Origin of the sequence: Hymenobacter sp. 15J16-1T3B, from assembly GCF_020711235.1 — a bacterium.
GTDB lineage: Bacteria > Bacteroidota > Bacteroidia > Cytophagales > Hymenobacteraceae > Solirubrum.
Map to the genome: position 1 here is coordinate 188362 of NZ_JAJFAV010000005.1, position 15949 is coordinate 204310.

Genomic DNA, 15949 nt, shown 5'->3' on the forward strand with positions numbered 1-15949 from the left:
AAACTAGTCCAGCGTGATTTCCAGGGCCAGACCGCGCAGCTCGTGAATGAGCACGTTGAACGACTCCGGGATATTCGGCTTGGGCAGCACGTCGCCCTTCACGATGGCTTCGTAGGCTTTGGCCCGGCCAATCACGTCGTCGGACTTCACCGTCAGGATTTCCTGCAGGATGTTCGACGCGCCGAAGGCCTCCAGCGCCCACACTTCCATCTCGCCGAAACGCTGACCACCGAACTGCGCCTTACCACCCAGCGGCTGCTGCGTGATGAGCGAGTACGGCCCGATCGAACGGGCGTGCATCTTGTCGTCGACAAGGTGACCCAGCTTCAGCATGTAAATCACACCTACCGTCACGGGCTGGTCGAAACGGTCACCCGTCAGACCATCGTGCAGGTACGCGCGGCCCCAATCCGGCAGGCCGGCTTCGGTCAGCTCCTTGGCCACCTCCTCTTCGGTACCACCGTCGAAGATGGGGGTCGAGTACTTGCGGCCCAGCTTGAGGCCGGCCCAGCCCAGTACCGTTTCGTAGATCTGACCGATGTTCATGCGGCTCGGTACACCCAGCGGGTTGAGCACGATGTCCATTGGGGTGCCGTCGGGCAGGAAGGGCATGTCCTCATCGCGCACGATGCGGGCTACCACCCCCTTGTTACCGTGACGACCGGCCATCTTGTCACCCACCTTCAGCTTGCGCTTCTTGGCGATGTACACTTTGGCCAGCTGCACGATACCAGCCGGGAGTTCGTCGCCTACCTCCAGGGTAAACCGGTCACGCTTGAAGCGGGCCGTCACGATGTTGCGACGCTTGGTGTAGTTCTTCACCAGCTCCGCCACCATCGCGTTGGTCTTCTCGTCGGCAGTCCAGTTCTCCAGGATGAGGTCCTTGAACAGGTTCACCTCTTCCGGCACGGCGTAGTTGCTCTCGTCCTTGTAGGGGTTCTTCTCGGGGAAGAGGGCATCGGTGATGTTCTTCTTGCCGAATTTGGCCCCTTTGGTCAGCAGCTCGTCGCCAAACTTGTGCTTGATGCCTTGCGAGGTCTTGCCCTCCAGCAGCTGCACCAGCTTGTCGACCATCACTGCCTTCACCCCACGCAGCTCAGCAGCGTAGCGGTCCTTGAGCTCTTCTACTTCGCGCTTGGATTTGGCGCGCAGGTTCTTGTCCTTCTTCGGGCGCGAGAACAGCTTGGTCTCGATAACCACGCCGTTCAGGGAGGGCGGCGCCTTGAGGGAGGCATCCTTCACGTCGCCGGCCTTGTCGCCGAAGATGGCGCGCAGCAGCTTCTCTTCCGGGGTCGGGTCCGTCTCGCCCTTGGGCGTAATCTTACCGATCAGAATGTCGCCTTCGCGCACTTCCGCACCGATGCGGATGATGCCGTTTTCGTCGAGGTTGCGGACGGCTTCTTCGCTCACGTTCGGAATTTCCGAGGTCAGCTCTTCTTCGCCGCGCTTGGTCTCGCGTACTTCCAACTCAAACTCTTCGATGTGAATCGAGGTGAAGATGTCGTCGCGGACTACCTTCTCCGAAATGACGATGGCGTCCTCGAAGTTGTAGCCCTGCCACGGCATGAACGCTACCTGCATGTTGCGGCCCAGGGCCAGCTCACCGGCTTCGGTAGCGTAGCCTTCGCAGAGCGGCTGACCTTTGCTTACCCGCTCGCCCTTCTTCACGATGGGCGTCAGGTTCAAGCAGGTGTCCTGGTTGGTGCGGCGGAACTTGATCAGCTCGTAGGTTACGCGCTCGGCGTCGAAGCTCACAAGGATGTCTTCGGCGGTGAGGTCGTACTTAACGATGATCTTGTTAGCGTCCACGTAGTCGATGACACCGTCGCCTTCGGCTACCACCAGGGCGCGCGAGTCGATGGCCACGCGGCCTTCGAGGCCGGTACCCACGATGGGCGCCTGGGGCTTCAACAGCGGCACCGCCTGGCGCTGCATGTTCGAGCCCATCAGCGCACGGTTGGCGTCGTCGTGCTCCAGGAACGGAATCATCGAAGCAGCCACCGATACAATCTGGTTCGGCGCTACGTCCATGTAAGTGTATTCCGTCGGACCAACCACCGGGAAGTCACCTTCAAAACGACCCTTCACGAGTTCGTTGATGAAGTTACCCGAGTCATCGATGCGGGCGTTGGCCTGAGCGATGTGATGGGTGTCTTCCTCCTCGGCGGTCAGGTACTTCACGGTGTGCGTCACGTCCACCTTGCCGTTTTCCACGGTGCGGTAGGGCGTCTCGATGAAGCCCATCGAGTTAACGCGGGCGTGCACGCACAGCGACGAAATCAGACCGATGTTCGGACCTTCCGGCGTTTCGATGGTGCAGAGGCGGCCGTAGTGCGTGTAGTGAACGTCACGTACTTCGAAACCAGCCCGCTCGCGCGACAGACCACCCGGCCCGAGTGCCGATACGCGACGCTTGTGCGTCACCTCGGCCAGCGGGTTGGTTTGGTCCATGAACTGCGACAACTGGTTCGTGCCGAAGAACGAGTTGATAACCGACGACAGCGTACGGGCGTTGATCAGGTCAACGGGCTTGAAGTCCTCGTTGTCGCGCACGTTCATGCGCTCCTTGATGGTACGCGCCATACGGGCCAGGCCGACGCCGAACTGGGCGTACAGCTGCTCACCCACGGTGCGCACGCGACGGTTCGACAAGTGGTCGATGTCGTCGACGATGGCCTTCGAGTTGATCAGGCCGATCAGGTACTTCACGATGAGCACGATGTCCTCGTTCGTGAGTACGCGGGCGTCCCAACCCGTGTCGATGCCCAGCTTCTTGTTGATGCGGTAGCGGCCTACGTCACCGAGGTCGTAACGCTTATCCGAGAAGAACAGCTTCTGAATAATGTCACGGGCGGTTTCTTCGTCCGGCGCTTCCGTGTTACGGAGCTGGCGGTAAATCTGCTCTACAGCTTCCTTCTCCGAGTTGGAGTTGTCCTTCTGGAGGGTGTTGTAGATGATGGCGAAATCGGCGATGTTGACGTTTTCGCGGTGCAGGATAATGGACTTCACGCCCGAATCCACGATGGTGTCGATGTCCTCGTCCTCAACGGTCGAGTCACGCTCCAGCAGCACCTCGTTGCGGTCAATCGAAACCACCTCACCGGTGTCTTCGTCCACGAAGTCTTCCGTCCAGGTGCGCAGCACCCGAGCGGCCAGCTTGCGGCCAACTACCTTTTTGAGGGTTTTCTTATCGGCCTTCACCTCTTCCGACAGCCCGAACAGGTCCAGGATGTCTTTGTCGGTACCGTAGCCGATGGCGCGAAGCAGCGTCGTCACCGGGAATTTCTTCTTCCGGTCGATGTACGCGTACATCACGTTGTTCACGTCCGTGGCAAATTCAATCCACGAGCCTTTGAACGGGATGATACGGGCCGAGTACAGCTTCGTGCCGTTGGTGTGCTTGCTCTGGGCAAAGAACACGCCGGGCGAACGGTGCAGCTGCGATACGATAACGCGCTCAGCACCGTTGATTACGAAGGAACCCTTCTCCGTCATGTAAGGAATGTTCCCCAGGAACACCTCTTGCTCGATGGTTTCGAAGTCCTCGTTGTCCTCGTCGTTGCAGAGCAGGCGCAGCTTGGCTTTCAGCGGAACCGAGTACGTCAGGCCGCGGTCGATGCACTCGTCCACGGAGTACTTCGGCGGATCAACGTGGTAGTCGATAAACTCCAGGACGAAGTTCTCGCGCGAGTCGGAGATGGGAAAGTTCTCGGCAAACACCTTGAACAGACCCTCGTTCGAGCGGTTTTCGGCCGCCGTCTCCAACTGGAAGAAATCCCGGAACGACTGCAGCTGCACGTCCAGGAAGTCCGGGTACTCGATTACCTTCTTAATCTTGGCGAAATTGATCCGCTCCAGGGCCGTAGCCTTTGCTTTGGGTGTAGCCAATGTGTTAAGAATTAAAATGACACTGGGAGGGTGGAATCTTCAAACCATGCCAGTAGCGCGAGCCAACCACTCACGCATCGAAGAACAACCCCAGGGGCAAGAAAAACGTTCTTTGATGCAGTTAAGCCGTGGTAGGTTCGCGCTACTGTTTCGCCGCAAAAACGCTCCCAGAGCGTAGAAACAGCTTTTAGCAAAGTTTGCAGGCTACAAACAGGAAAAGACCTGACTTAGTTGCCAGGTCTAATCCATGCTTTGTCGGACTGGAAAAACAGGTGCGGCAAATGGAATCGACCGTTTCTGTTTTGGATTGGTCAGTCCGGTTAAAGCAGGTAGTGGAGAGAGGTAATTACTTAACCTCTACTTCAGCACCAGCTTCTTCCAGCTGCTTCTTCAGGCCTTCAGCCTCGTCCTTAGCAACACCTTCTTTCAGGGGCTTCGGAGCGCCGTCAACCAGTTCTTTGGCTTCCTTCAGGCCCAGGCCGGTCAGGTCTTTCACCAGCTTCACTACAGCCAGTTTCTGAGCGCCGGCCGACTTCAGGATTACGTCGAACGAAGTCTTCTCTTCGGGAGCCTCAGCAGCAGCGCCAGCGCCACCACCAGCCATCATTACCGGAGCAGCAGCTGCCGGCTCGATGCCGTACTCGTCCTTCAGAATCGTGGCCAGTTCGTTAACTTCTTTAACGGTCAGGCTAACAAGCTGCTCTGCAAATGCTTTCAGATCTGCCATTTTGCAAAAAATTTGGGGTGTTGTTGAAAACGATGAATTGAGAGAGAAAGAGAGCAGCGGTTAGCCTGCGGCCTCTTCTTTTTCCGAAAGGGTTTTGAGGATGCCAGCCAGCTTGTTGCCGCCGCTCTGCAGAGCGCCGATAACGTTTTTGGCGGGCGACTGGAGCAGACCGATGATTTCACCGATGAGTTCCTGCTTGCCTTTGATGGTGGCCAGCGTTTCGAGCTGGTTGGCACCAACAAAGATGTCGCTGTCGAGGTAAGCGCCTTTCAGGACCGGCTTGGGCTCAACGCCGCGGCCGTAGTTCTGCGACTTGTAGAAGTCTTTCAGCAGCTTAGCCGGAGCCGAACCGGACTCCTGCGAGAACAGGATGCCCGACTGGCCTTTCAGGGCGGCGTCCATTGCCGAGGTGTCACTCGACAAACGGTCCAGCGCCTTACGAATCAGCGAGTTTTTGTAGACCTTGTATTCCATGCCCCGGTTGAAGCAGAGGCGACGGAATTCGTTGATCTTAGCCACGGTCATGCCCGAAGCATCCGTGAGGTAGAAGAAGCTGTATTCGCCGAATTTGCCGGCCAGCTCATCTACGAGGGCGTATTTTTCTTCCTTCGTCATGATCAGGCGTGTAATTACTTGGCGGAATTCACAGCGGTGTCAACCGGTACGCCGGGGCTCATCGTGCTCGAGAGCGTGATGCTCTTGATGTACGTACCCTTAGCCGACGAAGGCTTCAGACGCTGCAGGGTCTGGATCAGCTCCAGTGCGTTTTCGGCCAGCTTCTGCTCGTCGAACGACACTTTGCCAACCGAGGTGTGAATGATACCGGTCTTGTCAACTTTGAAGTCGATTTTACCAGCCTTCACTTCCTGCACAGCCTTGGCAACGTCCGTGGTTACGGTGCCCGACTTGGGGTTCGGCATCAGGCCACGCGGACCCAGTACGCGGCCCAGACGGCCAACCTTGGCCATTACAGCCGGCATCGTGATGATAACGTCTACATCCGTCCAACCCTTCTCGATTTTCGAGATGTAGTCGTCCAGACCTACGAAGTCAGCACCAGCAGCGGTAGCTTCGGCTTCTTTGTCCGGGGTTACCAAAGCCAGCACACGTACGGTTTTACCCGTGCCGTGGGGCAGCGTTGCCACGCCGCGAACCATCTGGTCAGCTTTGCGCGGGTCAACACCCAGGCGTACGTCGATGTCTACCGAAGCGTCAAACTTGGTGAAGGTGATTTCCTTTACCACTTTGGCGGCGTCCTGCAGCGACCGTACTTCCGTCAGATCGAATTTGGCAAGGGCTTCCTTGCGCTTTTTGCTCACTTTAGCCATGGTCCTAGCCGATTACTTGGTGAGGGGGCTTTCGCCCGTAATGGTGAGGCCCATGCTGCGGGCGGTGCCAGCAACGAGTTTCATGGCCGACTCGATCTTGAAGGCGTTCAAGTCGGGCATCTTCGTTTCGGCAATTTGGCGGACTTGGTCCCAGGTCACCGAGCCAACCTTGTTACGGTTCGGCTCTTTCGACCCGCTCTGAATCTTCGCTGCTTCCATGAGCAGGATCGGCGCAGGCGGCGTCTTAATGACAAAGTCAAACGACTTGTCAGTGTACATGGTGATGAGAACAGGTAACACTTGGCCGGCTTTATCCTGGGTGCGAGCATTGAACTGCTTGCAGAACTCCATGATGTTCAAGCCTTTCGAACCAAGCGCAGGTCCAATCGGCGGGGCAGGGTTTGCCGCGCCTCCCTTTACCTGAAGCTTCAGGTAACCTCTGATTTCCTTGGCCATTTGGTTGATTACTTCGGCTGTGGGTGGCTCCCACCGCCGTTGTGAAAAATGCTCCTATGGAAGCGGCTACCAGTCCGGAGCGGACGACCAGTAGCCCAACTGTAACAGTTCTTAGACTTCTTTTTCGACCTGCGTGTAGCTCAGCTCCATTGGAGTGCTACGGCCGAAAATTTTCACGATTACGTTCAGCTTCTTGCGTTCCTCGAATACCTCAGATACGGTACCCGACATGCCCGCAAAGCCACCGTCGATAATCTTTACCAACTCGCCGGCTACAAAAGGCACTTCCAGCGCGGCCGGTTGCTCCTCCGTTTCATCAACGATGCCGAGGATGCGGTTCACTTCGCTCATGCGTAGCGGAATGGGCTTGGCGTTAGACGTCTTACCCTCTTTGTCGCTGAGGAAGCCCAACACGCCCGGCGTGGTGGTGATAATGTGGTCCACCTCCCCGTGCGTCAGATCGGCGTGGATGAGGATGTACCCGGGGAAGAAGCTACGCTCGCGCACTCGCTTCTTGCCATTACGCATCTCGTACACCTTTTCAGCCGGAATCAGCACCTGCGGCACCAACTCATCGAGCCCGTGGCGGTGGATTTCCGTTTCAAGGTATTGCTTGGCTTTCTTCTCTTGGCCGCTGACCGAGCGCACCACGTACCACTTCAGTTCTCCCATTTTCCTAGCTGGTTAGTGGTAAAGCTTAGCGGAACGAATTGTAAAACGCCTTCAGCAGCGACTCAAAGGTCACGTCCATCAGACCCACCACGATGGCAAACACCAGCGAACCGATGAGTACCAGGCCGGCACTCTTCTGCAGTTCCTCGAAAGAAGGCCACGTCACTTTGTAGCGCATCTCTTCGACGGTATCGCGGAAGTACTTCGACAGCTTATCCATGGTTGAAGGACCGATTGGCGGTAAGGCAAAAGCGGCCGCTTCAGCAGCGGCCGTCTTTAGGTTTAATCTGCACGGGCGGAGAGATTCGAACTCCCATCAAAGGTTTTGGAGACCTCTATTCTACCCTTGAACTACGCCCGTGTATGTTCCGCTTGAGGCAGGGATGCTTCAATTCGGAGTGCAAATGTACCGAAGGTTATGGATAAAACAAATTTGCCCGCAAAAATTTCACCCACGGATTTAGTTGACGCACCGATAATTACAGCTGGATTGAAGCCAAAGCCTGCCGTTTACGTGAGCATCCGCATTGATTAGGCACTGAGTATTTTTTAAATCTGTCTTCAACAGCGGTCCGTTCGTAGTCTGTTATCTACTGGGTGGAGAGTAACGTGAACTGCTTTACAGATGCTTAATCCCGGGTATTTGCCTCTTCGTATCCAATGATAATTAGTCAATGCAGCATGCTTCAGCAACTGCTAGAAAACACTACGGCCTCTACTGGTTTCCCAATAGAGGCCGTGTGCCTAATAAGACCTTGAGGTCGTAATTAGTCGAGGATTTCGGTTACCTGACCGGCACCTACCGTGCGGCCACCTTCGCGGATAGCGAAGCGCAGGCCTTTCTCCATAGCTACAGCGTTGATCAGCTCAACCGAGATGGTCACGTTGTCGCCAGGCATTACCATTTCTACGCCTTCAGCCAGCGAGATGATACCGGTAACGTCGGTGGTGCGGAAGTAGAACTGCGGACGGTAGTTGTTGAAGAACGGCGTGTGACGGCCACCTTCTTCCTTCGACAGAACGTAAACTTCAGCCTTGAACTTTTTGTGGGGGGTTACCGAGCCGGGCTTGCAGATAACCATGCCGCGACGGATGGCTTCTTTTTCAATACCACGGAGCAGCAGACCTACGTTGTCACCAGCTTCGCCACGGTCCAGGATTTTGCGGAACATCTCAACGCCCGTTACGGTCGACTTGAGGTTTTCAGCACCCATACCGAGGATTTCAACCGGCTCACCCGAGTTGATTACGCCGCGCTCGATACGACCAGTAGCTACGGTGCCACGGCCAGTAATCGAGAACACGTCTTCTACCGGCATCAGGAACGGCTGGTCCGTCAGACGCGGGGGAATCGGAATCCAGTTGTCAACCGAGTCCATCAGTTGCTCGATGGTGCCAACCCATTTAGCGTCGCCGTTCAGACCACCCAGGGCCGAACCTTGGACTACCGGGATGTTGTCACCGTCGAAGTCGTAGAACGACAGCAGCTCGCGGATTTCCATCTCAACGAGTTCGAGCAGTTCGGGGTCGTCGACCATGTCGACTTTGTTCATGAACACCACCAGCTGCGGTACACCTACCTGGCGAGCCAGCAGGATGTGCTCACGGGTTTGGGGCATCGGGCCGTCGGTAGCAGCTACCACGAGGATAGCGCCGTCCATCTGAGCAGCACCAGTTACCATGTTCTTCACGTAGTCAGCGTGACCGGGGCAGTCAACGTGAGCGTAGTGACGGTTGGCGGTGGAGTACTCTACGTGAGCGGTGTTGATGGTGATACCGCGCTCTTTTTCCTCCGGAGCGTTGTCGATCGAGGAGAAGTCACGCTTAGCGGCCAGACCTTTGTTAGCCAGCACGGTGGTGATGGCGGCGGTCAGAGTCGTTTTGCCGTGGTCCACGTGACCGATCGTGCCGATGTTTACGTGCGGCTTGGACCGGTCAAAAGTTTCTTTAGCCATTGTAAAGAGATTGGGAAGAAATTTTGAGGGAAAAGAGGGTGCTTACGCGCTGCTTGTATACTGCAAGAAAGCGATACGCAGACTTCTCCCTAGGAAAAAACTGCACGTCGCTTGCTGCAGGCCAGACGGCGGCAGGCGCGCTGCCCCGTTAGGTTCACTCTGGAGCCGTTGCGGGGATTTGAACCCCGGACCTCTTCCTTACCAAGGAAGTGCTCTACCCCTGAGCTACAACGGCTTGTATCTTGATTAATCAGGCTCGGTCGGCGGAAAAAGAGCGGGAGACGAGGTTCGAACCCGCGACCTGCAGCTTGGAAGGCTGCCGCTCTACCAACTGAGCTACTCCCGCGTGTGAGCTGATTAGCAAGAAGAAAATGAAGTGGGGGGAGAAGGATTCGAACCTTCGAAGTCGTAAGACAACGGATTTACAGTCCGTCCCATTTGGCCGCTCTGGAATCCCCCCGTGTCAGATCTTCGGCCGGATACCGAAGCGCTTTTTGTTTCAGTTCAGAACCCGCTGCGGTGAGTAGGTCGCTGAATTGGATTGCAAAATTAGGGGCTTTCTGATGCAAGTCAAGCACCCGCGCAAAAACCTGAACTATTTTTTTTCGTTGTTTTTCGCTAAAAAGGCCTAAACCGCGCTATTGCAGCAGGTTATAGATGCCGATCAGCCGCTCATCTTTTTCCTTGCTGCGGATATCAGCCAGGGTAGTTTTGAGTGCTGGCATGTTCGAAGACAAGGTTCGTAGGCCGTGGTAGGCACCAAGGCGTACTTCATAATGCGGGTTGGTACGAGCCATCTGCTCCATTTTCTTCAGGGCCTTATCACGTTCCACCGCCGGGATGCGTAACATATAGGTACCAAAGTCCTGCAGCAGCTGGTACAGCGTGGCCGCATCGGCGTCGTCGAGCTGGGCGAGGTACCACTGATACTGGTCGAGGTTACCGTTCAGGGTGAAGTACGTGGAGAGGGCTCCGACGATGACCGGGTTCTTTTCACCGCGAAGACCTTCGATGCGGGGCTGGGCGGCTACGGTTGGAGCCTTGGTCAGGGCGGTAATAGCGGCCCCCATCACCAAGTAGGAGCTATCGTTCAGCGCCTGGGTATAAACCCGGCCGTAGTCCTCGTTCTGGAAAGCCGAGAGGGTAGCAATGGTGGCGGCTCGCACGCGGCTGTCCTTATCAGTAGTAGCCACGCGTTCCAAATCCTTGCGCACAGCTCCTCCTTCGGGGCCACGGTACCGGCGCAATCCTTCGGCCGCCGCGACGCGCACCCCCCAGAACGAGTCATTAAGGGCATTGCGCATCATGCTGCTCACGCCTAGGTCGCCTACTTTGGGCTTCAGCTCGGCAATGGCCTGCGTTTTCGACTGAAAGTTGCGGGCGTGGTAGAACTGGTACACCAGCTCCTCCTGGCTTTTTTCTTCGGTCAGCTCGGCCAGTAGGGTCTTGTCCGAATCAAACTGCACGAGGGCCGGCTTCTGGCTCGCGGGCAGTTGGAACGTCTGGTTGGCCTTGGTGACCACGATGCGGTGGTCGGTAGGCTTGTCGTTGACCCAAGTGGTTACCGTAACGGGCAACCGGTACACTGGCTGGTAGAGCGTATCCTGCTTTTGTACCACGCGCAGCGTCACTTTGCCATCGGCGTAAGAGTGCGCCACCGCCACGGTGGGGTGGCCGCGTTGCAAAAACCATTGGTCGAAAAACCACATCAGGTCCTCGCCGGTCACCTCTTCAAAGGTCATCCGCAGTTCGGCTAGCTCCACTGCGGAGAACTTGTGCTCGGTCAGGTAGCGGTTCAGGGCCGTGAAGAAGGCGTCGTCGCCGACATAGCTGCGCAGCATGTGGAGCACTTGCCCGCCTTTCTGGTAGGAATGACGGTCAAACATATCCTCCTTGTCGGCGTAGCGGTAACGCACGAGCGGTTCGCGCTTGCTCTGGGCTTCTTCGAAGTAGAGCGCCGCCTGCTTCTGGCTCCAGAGGTCGGCGGCGTCGCGGCCGTACTTGAACTCGTTCCAGAGGTACTCGCCGTAGTTAGCAAAAGCCTCGTTAAGCGGCAGGTTGCTCCACGACTCGGCCGTGACTAAGTCGCCGAACCACTGGTGAATCAGCTCGTGGGCAATGACGTCGTCGCTGTTGCCGTCGAGCAGCTGCCGGCGCGTCTTCATCGTCATCTCGGTGCCGTGTACCGTGGCCGTGGTGTTTTCCATGGCCCCCGAGATGTAGTCGCGCACGACGACTTGGCTGTATTTCTCCCACGGAAACTCCATGCCCAGCTTCTTGCTGAAAAACTCCAGCATCTGCGGGGTGCGGCCGAACAGAGGTCGGGCGTCGGCGGCGTTCTGCGGCTCCACGTAGTAATCGACGGCCTTGCCGTGCCAGGAGTCGTTGACGACGGCAAAGTCGCCGACGGCCATCATGGCCAAGTAGGGCGCGTGGGCCAGGCTCTGCTTCCAGGTATCGGTGCGGGTGCCGTCGTTGTTTTTCTTCGACCCCACCAGCAAGCCGTTGGACAGCGTTTTAAACTGCTGCTCCACCGTCAGGCTGATTTCCTGCGTCATGCGCTGGTTGGGCCGGTCGATGGTCGGAAACCAGCAGGAGCTGCCCTCCGTCTCGCCCTGGGTCCAGAGCTGGCGGGGTTTGTTTTTCTCGGTGCCGAGCGGATTGATGAAGTACAGACCTTTGGAAGCCCGAATGGCCGCGCTGCCCCCGGTAGGCAGTTCGTTGGGCTTGGCCACGTACTGAATCCGCACTTGGTACGGCTCGGTGCGGGCGTAAGCGCGGTCCAGCGTTATGGCCAAGCGACGCTTGTCGTACTGAAAGTTCAGGGTCTTTTCCTTGCCGCCCATTACCAGCTTCACACTCTTTACATCAAAGCCCTTGGCGTCGAGCACCAGTTGGGTTTGGGGGTAAAAGTGCGGACGCACGGTGACGGTGGCCGTACCCAGCAGCCACTGCTTGGCCCAATCAAAGCGCACGTCGAGCTTAGTATCGACCAAGTCGTGCAGCAGGGTGGCGGCGGGCTGAATAGGATTGACCGGCGGCAGCCAGTTCGGCACAATCATGATGGACTGGGAAGCCGGCTGCTTGCTGTCAGTCGGCTCGGTGGCCGCGGCCTTGTGGGGAGTGGTCTTCTTGGCCGAACCCGGCTTCGAAGGCTGCCCCAGCAAGGTAAAAGGCAATGCAATAGCCAGCGTAAAAGCCCCGAGTGCCGGATATTTCATGAGGAGCTAGTTGGGGTAATCTGAGGGTTGAAGTTCCGAAATAATTTCAGATTCCCTCTATCTTTAAGCCCTTTTCCGCCGCATTCTCCCCCATCTTACCCCACCCGCATGCTACAGGTCAGCGCTGGCCCCGGACACTCGTGGAGTGTCGACATCAACGCCCACGGTATCACCGTCGATGAGCAACCGTTTGACTGGGACCTGATTGACTTGGGCGAGGGCCGCTACCACCTGCTGTACCAAGGGCGCTCATATGCCGCCGAACTCCTGGAAATCGACGCTGCAACGAAGACCGTGCAGCTCAAGCTCGACGGGCAGCGGTTTGAACTGCAGGCCAAGGACCGGTTCGACCTCTTGCTGGACAAGCTGGGCATGAGTCAAGCGGCCAGTAACAAGATCAACGAGGTGAAAGCGCCCATGCCGGGCCTCATCGTCGCCATCAGGGTGGAGCCGGGCCAGGCCGTGCAGAAGGGCGACCCGCTGCTGGTGCTGGAAGCCATGAAAATGGAGAACATCCTCAAGTCGCCCGGCGACGGGGTGGTGGGCGCCGTAAAAGTGGGCATGCGCGACAACGTTCAGAAAGGCCAGGTGCTGATTCAGTTTGCTTAAGCTGTTTCGGCTCCCCTCTCCTAGTACGGCGTCGCGTCCGTAGCGAAGTCATCAACCTAACTCCAGACCGTTGAAATACAACCGAATCCTGCTGAAGCTGAGCGGCGAAGCCCTAATGGGCAAGCAGCAGTACGGCATCGACGCCGACCGTCTGATGCAGTACGCCGAAGAAGTACGCGCCGTGGCCGAAGCGGGCGTGCAAGTAGCCGTGGTTATCGGCGGGGGCAACATTTTCCGCGGCGTGCAGGCCGAAGCATTCGGGCTCGACCGCGTGCAGGGCGACTACATGGGCATGCTGGCCACGGTAATTAATTCGATGGCCCTGCAGAGCGCCCTCGAAAAGCTGGGTACGCCCACCCGCCTGCTCTCAGGCCTGACCATTCAGCGCGTGTGTGAGCCGTACATCCGCCGCCGGGCCATGCGCCACCTCGAAAAAGGCCGCGTGGTCATCTTCGGCGCCGGCATCGGCTCGCCGTACTTCACTACCGACTCGGCCGCTTCGCTGCGCGCCATCGAAGTGGAGGCCGACGTGGTGCTGAAGGGCACCCGCGTCGACGGCATCTACACGGCCGACCCCGAGAAGGACCCCACGGCCACGCGCTACCCCCAGATTACCTTCGACGAGGTAATGGAAAAGAACCTGAACGTGATGGACATGACGGCTTTTACGCTCTGCAAGGAGAATAACCTGCCCATCATCGTGTTCGACATGAACAAGGAAGGCAACCTGCGCCGCCTCATCAACGGCGAGGAAGTGGGGACGCTCGTTACCATGAACGGCGCCCAGCACAACCTCGACCCCAAGCACGGGGGCCTGCAGCCCGACGTACACCACTCCTCGACGGCCTCGGCCGACCAACAGGCTTAATTCAATTAAAAACCAAAAATGAAGAGTTAGAAAGCCTCCGCGGCACTGCAATCGGGCCTGACCTTCGTTTCTGCTTTTTAATTCTCAATTTTTAATTCACCCCCTACACATGGACGAAGAAATTCAGCTGTACCTGAGCGACGCCGAAGAATCGATGGCGAAGGCTCTGCAGCACACCAACACGGAGCTGAGCCGCATCCGGGCCGGCAAAGCCACGCCTGCCATGCTGGACTCTTTGCGCGTCGATTACTACGGCACGCCCACGCCGGTCGGCCAAGTTGCCAACGTGTCGGCCCCCGATGCCCGCTCGCTGGTTATCCGCCCCTGGGAAAAGAACATGCTGGGCGAAATCTCCAAGGCCATCAAAAACAGCGACCTGGGCCTGAACCCGGTGATGGACGCTGATTCTGTACGTCTGAACCTGCCCCCCATGACCGAGGAGCGCCGCCGCGACTTGGTGAAGCAGGTGAAAAACGAAGCCGAGAGCGGCAAGGTCCGCATCCGCGGCATCCGCAAGGACGTGAACGAGTCGCTGCGCAAGCTGCAGAAGGAAGGCGCGTCGGAAGATGCTATCAAAGATGCCGAAGCCAAGGTGCAGAAGTACACCGACAGCTACATCGTCAAGATTGACGACGCGATGAGCAAGAAGGAAGCGGAGATTATGACTATCTAAGCTTTCAGCTCTTTGCTGAAACCAGAAGCGCCCCGGCTGACGTGTCAGCCGGGGCGCTTCTGGTTTGTGCTACTCGCAAATTAATCCTGCCAATACCGCTGCGCTTTAATTTCACGCTCCACCGATTCCGGCACGAGGTAGCGAATGGACTGTCCGGCGCGAATACTGCTGCGGATGAACGTGGCCGAAATATCTAGTAACGGTGCTTCCACCACGCGCACCTGCGCCGGCAGGGGCTCGGGTAGCGCGTAACCCGGTCGTGGGTACACGTACACCTTGAACTCCGTCAGCAGGCGGTCGGCGGACTTCCAACGGGGCAGGCCCGGCAGGTTGTCACCCCCCATAAGCAATATGAACTCGGTGCCCGGGTATTGCCGACTCAGCTCATCGAGGGTGTCGATGGTGTAACTGGGCTTAGGCAGGCCGAATTCCACGTCGAGCACGCGCAGCCGCTCGTTGCCGGCAATGGCCAACTGCACTAGGTGCAGGCGAGCCTGCTCGGCGAGCAGCTCCTCCCCTACCTTGAACGGGCTCTGCGGCGACACCACCAACCACACCGCATCCAGGTCGGTGCGGGTGGCGAGGTGGTTGGCCAGAATCAGGTGCCCGACGTGAATGGGGTTGAACGAGCCGAACAAGAGGCCCACGCGTTGCGGGCTGCTCATCAGACGATGGCCGGCTCGGCGGTTATAAAGTCGCGCACGAGCTTTTCGGCCTGGGCGGTGGCTTGATCGAGGTCATCGTTGACGATGACCGCGTCAAACCGGTCCTCAAAGGTCAACTCAAAGTTGGCCTTGTAGAGGCGGGCCGAGATGCTCGAAGCAGAATCGGTGGCGCGGGCGCGCAAGCGCTGCTCCAGCACTTCCAAAGACGGCGGCTTCACAAAAATGCAAAGGGCACGCTCTTTGTAAAAGTCTTTGATGCTGAGGCCGCCTTTCACGTCGATGTCGAGAATGGCGTGTTTGCCGCCTTCCCAGATGCGCTCGACTTCGGATTTCAGGGTGCCGTAGTAGGAGCCTTCGTAGACTTCCTCCCACTCCACGAACTCATCGTGGCGGATTTTCTCCTGAAACTCCTGAACCGTAATGAAATAGTAGTCCTTGCCGTTCTGCTCGGCCCGGCCGCGCCGGTCGCGCGTGCAGGCCGAGATAGAAAAGCTCAGCTCCGGAATGCGTTCCATGAGCCGGTGGACGATGGTGGTTTTGCCTGCCCCGGAAGGCGCCGAAAACGCGATGATTTTGCCCTGCATGGGGCAAAATTAGGCCTTTTCAGCCTGCACGCGTGCCATAATGTTGGCAGAAAGACCAGCGGGCACGCCTTTGCGGCCTACGTACTGGTTCACGAAATCAACGAAAACGCGCTGCTTATCAATGCTATCGAAGCAGGGCGAGCAGTCTTCCGCATGATTGACGAAGTACTCTTCGTCCTCCATAGTAGGGTCTTGGCCTACGATGATTTGGTCGAGGATGGTGTTCACACGCTCACAGTCGGCGCCGGCGGCGGGGGTAGCGGCCGGACCTTGTTGGTTTGGTGTAGACTTCAGGGCCATAGC

15 protein-coding genes and 4 tRNA genes are annotated in these 15949 nt (G+C 57.6%); 3 read left to right on the plus strand and 16 right to left on the minus strand.

Annotated features, from left to right (window positions below):
- Positions 1-3: 3 nt before the first annotated feature.
- The 13 genes from rpoB to LJ737_RS10980 all read right to left on the minus strand — a co-directional run bounded on the left by rpoB (position 4) and on the right by LJ737_RS10980 (position 12247).
- Positions 4-3888, minus strand: a complete 3885-nt coding sequence (rpoB, locus tag LJ737_RS10920; RefSeq protein ID WP_227765563.1) for a DNA-directed RNA polymerase subunit beta — start codon at positions 3886-3888, stop codon at positions 4-6.
- Positions 3889-4234: 346 nt separating this feature from the next.
- Positions 4235-4615, minus strand: a complete 381-nt coding sequence (gene rplL / locus LJ737_RS10925) for a 50S ribosomal protein L7/L12 (protein ID WP_227765564.1) — start codon at positions 4613-4615, stop codon at positions 4235-4237.
- Positions 4616-4675: 60 nt separating this feature from the next.
- Positions 4676-5230, minus strand: a complete 555-nt coding sequence (gene rplJ / locus LJ737_RS10930; RefSeq protein ID WP_227765565.1) for a 50S ribosomal protein L10 — start codon at positions 5228-5230, stop codon at positions 4676-4678.
- A gap of 14 nt (positions 5231-5244) precedes the next feature.
- A complete protein-coding gene (gene rplA, locus LJ737_RS10935; protein ID WP_126691156.1) occupies positions 5245-5943 on the minus strand; it encodes a 50S ribosomal protein L1 in 699 nt (232 codons plus the stop codon).
- A gap of 12 nt (positions 5944-5955) precedes the next feature.
- Positions 5956-6399, minus strand: coding sequence for a 50S ribosomal protein L11 (rplK, locus tag LJ737_RS10940; protein ID WP_078013211.1), 444 nt, complete (start codon positions 6397-6399; stop codon positions 5956-5958).
- A 111-nt stretch (positions 6400-6510) separates the two neighbouring features.
- Entirely contained in the window at positions 6511-7071 is a 561-nt protein-coding gene (nusG, locus tag LJ737_RS10945; protein ID WP_111478182.1) for a transcription termination/antitermination protein NusG, read from the minus strand.
- A gap of 25 nt (positions 7072-7096) precedes the next feature.
- On the minus strand, positions 7097-7291 hold the full coding sequence (gene secE / locus LJ737_RS10950) for a preprotein translocase subunit SecE (RefSeq protein ID WP_111478181.1): 195 nt from the start codon (positions 7289-7291) through the stop codon (positions 7097-7099).
- Positions 7292-7361: 70 nt separating this feature from the next.
- Positions 7362-7432, minus strand: a tRNA-Trp gene (locus LJ737_RS10955).
- A gap of 406 nt (positions 7433-7838) precedes the next feature.
- The gene (tuf, locus tag LJ737_RS10960; protein WP_227765567.1) at positions 7839-9026 is read right to left on the minus strand and encodes an elongation factor Tu; all 1188 of its coding nucleotides are present in this window, start codon (positions 9024-9026) and stop codon (positions 7839-7841) included.
- A 160-nt stretch (positions 9027-9186) separates the two neighbouring features.
- Positions 9187-9261: transfer RNA gene (locus LJ737_RS10965), tRNA-Thr, on the minus strand.
- A 38-nt stretch (positions 9262-9299) separates the two neighbouring features.
- Positions 9300-9372, minus strand: a tRNA-Gly gene (locus tag LJ737_RS10970).
- A gap of 31 nt (positions 9373-9403) precedes the next feature.
- Positions 9404-9486, minus strand: a tRNA-Tyr gene (locus tag LJ737_RS10975).
- Positions 9487-9664: 178 nt separating this feature from the next.
- The gene (locus LJ737_RS10980) at positions 9665-12247 is read right to left on the minus strand and encodes a M1 family metallopeptidase (protein ID WP_227765571.1); all 2583 of its coding nucleotides are present in this window, start codon (positions 12245-12247) and stop codon (positions 9665-9667) included.
- A gap of 108 nt (positions 12248-12355) precedes the next feature.
- On the opposite strand from LJ737_RS10980, the gene LJ737_RS10985 reads away from it, so the two are divergent.
- From LJ737_RS10985 to frr, 3 genes are all read left to right on the plus strand, one after another.
- Positions 12356-12856 (plus strand): acyl-CoA carboxylase biotin carboxyl carrier protein subunit, encoded by a 501-nt coding sequence (locus LJ737_RS10985; RefSeq protein ID WP_227765573.1) that lies wholly within the window; start codon positions 12356-12358, stop codon positions 12854-12856.
- 70 nt (positions 12857-12926) lie between these two features.
- Complete coding sequence (gene pyrH / locus LJ737_RS10990) at positions 12927-13724, plus strand: UMP kinase (protein ID WP_227765575.1); 798 nt, start codon at positions 12927-12929, stop codon at positions 13722-13724.
- A 109-nt stretch (positions 13725-13833) separates the two neighbouring features.
- Positions 13834-14397 (plus strand): ribosome recycling factor, encoded by a 564-nt coding sequence (frr, locus tag LJ737_RS10995; protein ID WP_227765577.1) that lies wholly within the window; start codon positions 13834-13836, stop codon positions 14395-14397.
- 80 nt (positions 14398-14477) lie between these two features.
- Here frr and nadD read toward each other — a convergent pair whose 3' ends face one another.
- From nadD to LJ737_RS11010, 3 genes are read right to left on the minus strand one after another with little or no spacing between them, the layout of a single operon-like run.
- Entirely contained in the window at positions 14478-15062 is a 585-nt protein-coding gene (gene nadD / locus LJ737_RS11000) for a nicotinate (nicotinamide) nucleotide adenylyltransferase (protein ID WP_227765579.1), read from the minus strand.
- Positions 15062-15646, minus strand: coding sequence for a guanylate kinase (gene gmk, locus LJ737_RS11005; RefSeq protein WP_227765581.1), 585 nt, complete (start codon positions 15644-15646; stop codon positions 15062-15064). The genes nadD and gmk overlap by 1 nt, the downstream gene beginning before the upstream one ends.
- A 9-nt stretch (positions 15647-15655) precedes the next feature.
- Positions 15656-15946 (minus strand): hypothetical protein, encoded by a 291-nt coding sequence (locus LJ737_RS11010; protein ID WP_227765583.1) that lies wholly within the window; start codon positions 15944-15946, stop codon positions 15656-15658.
- Positions 15947-15949 lie beyond the last annotated feature (3 nt).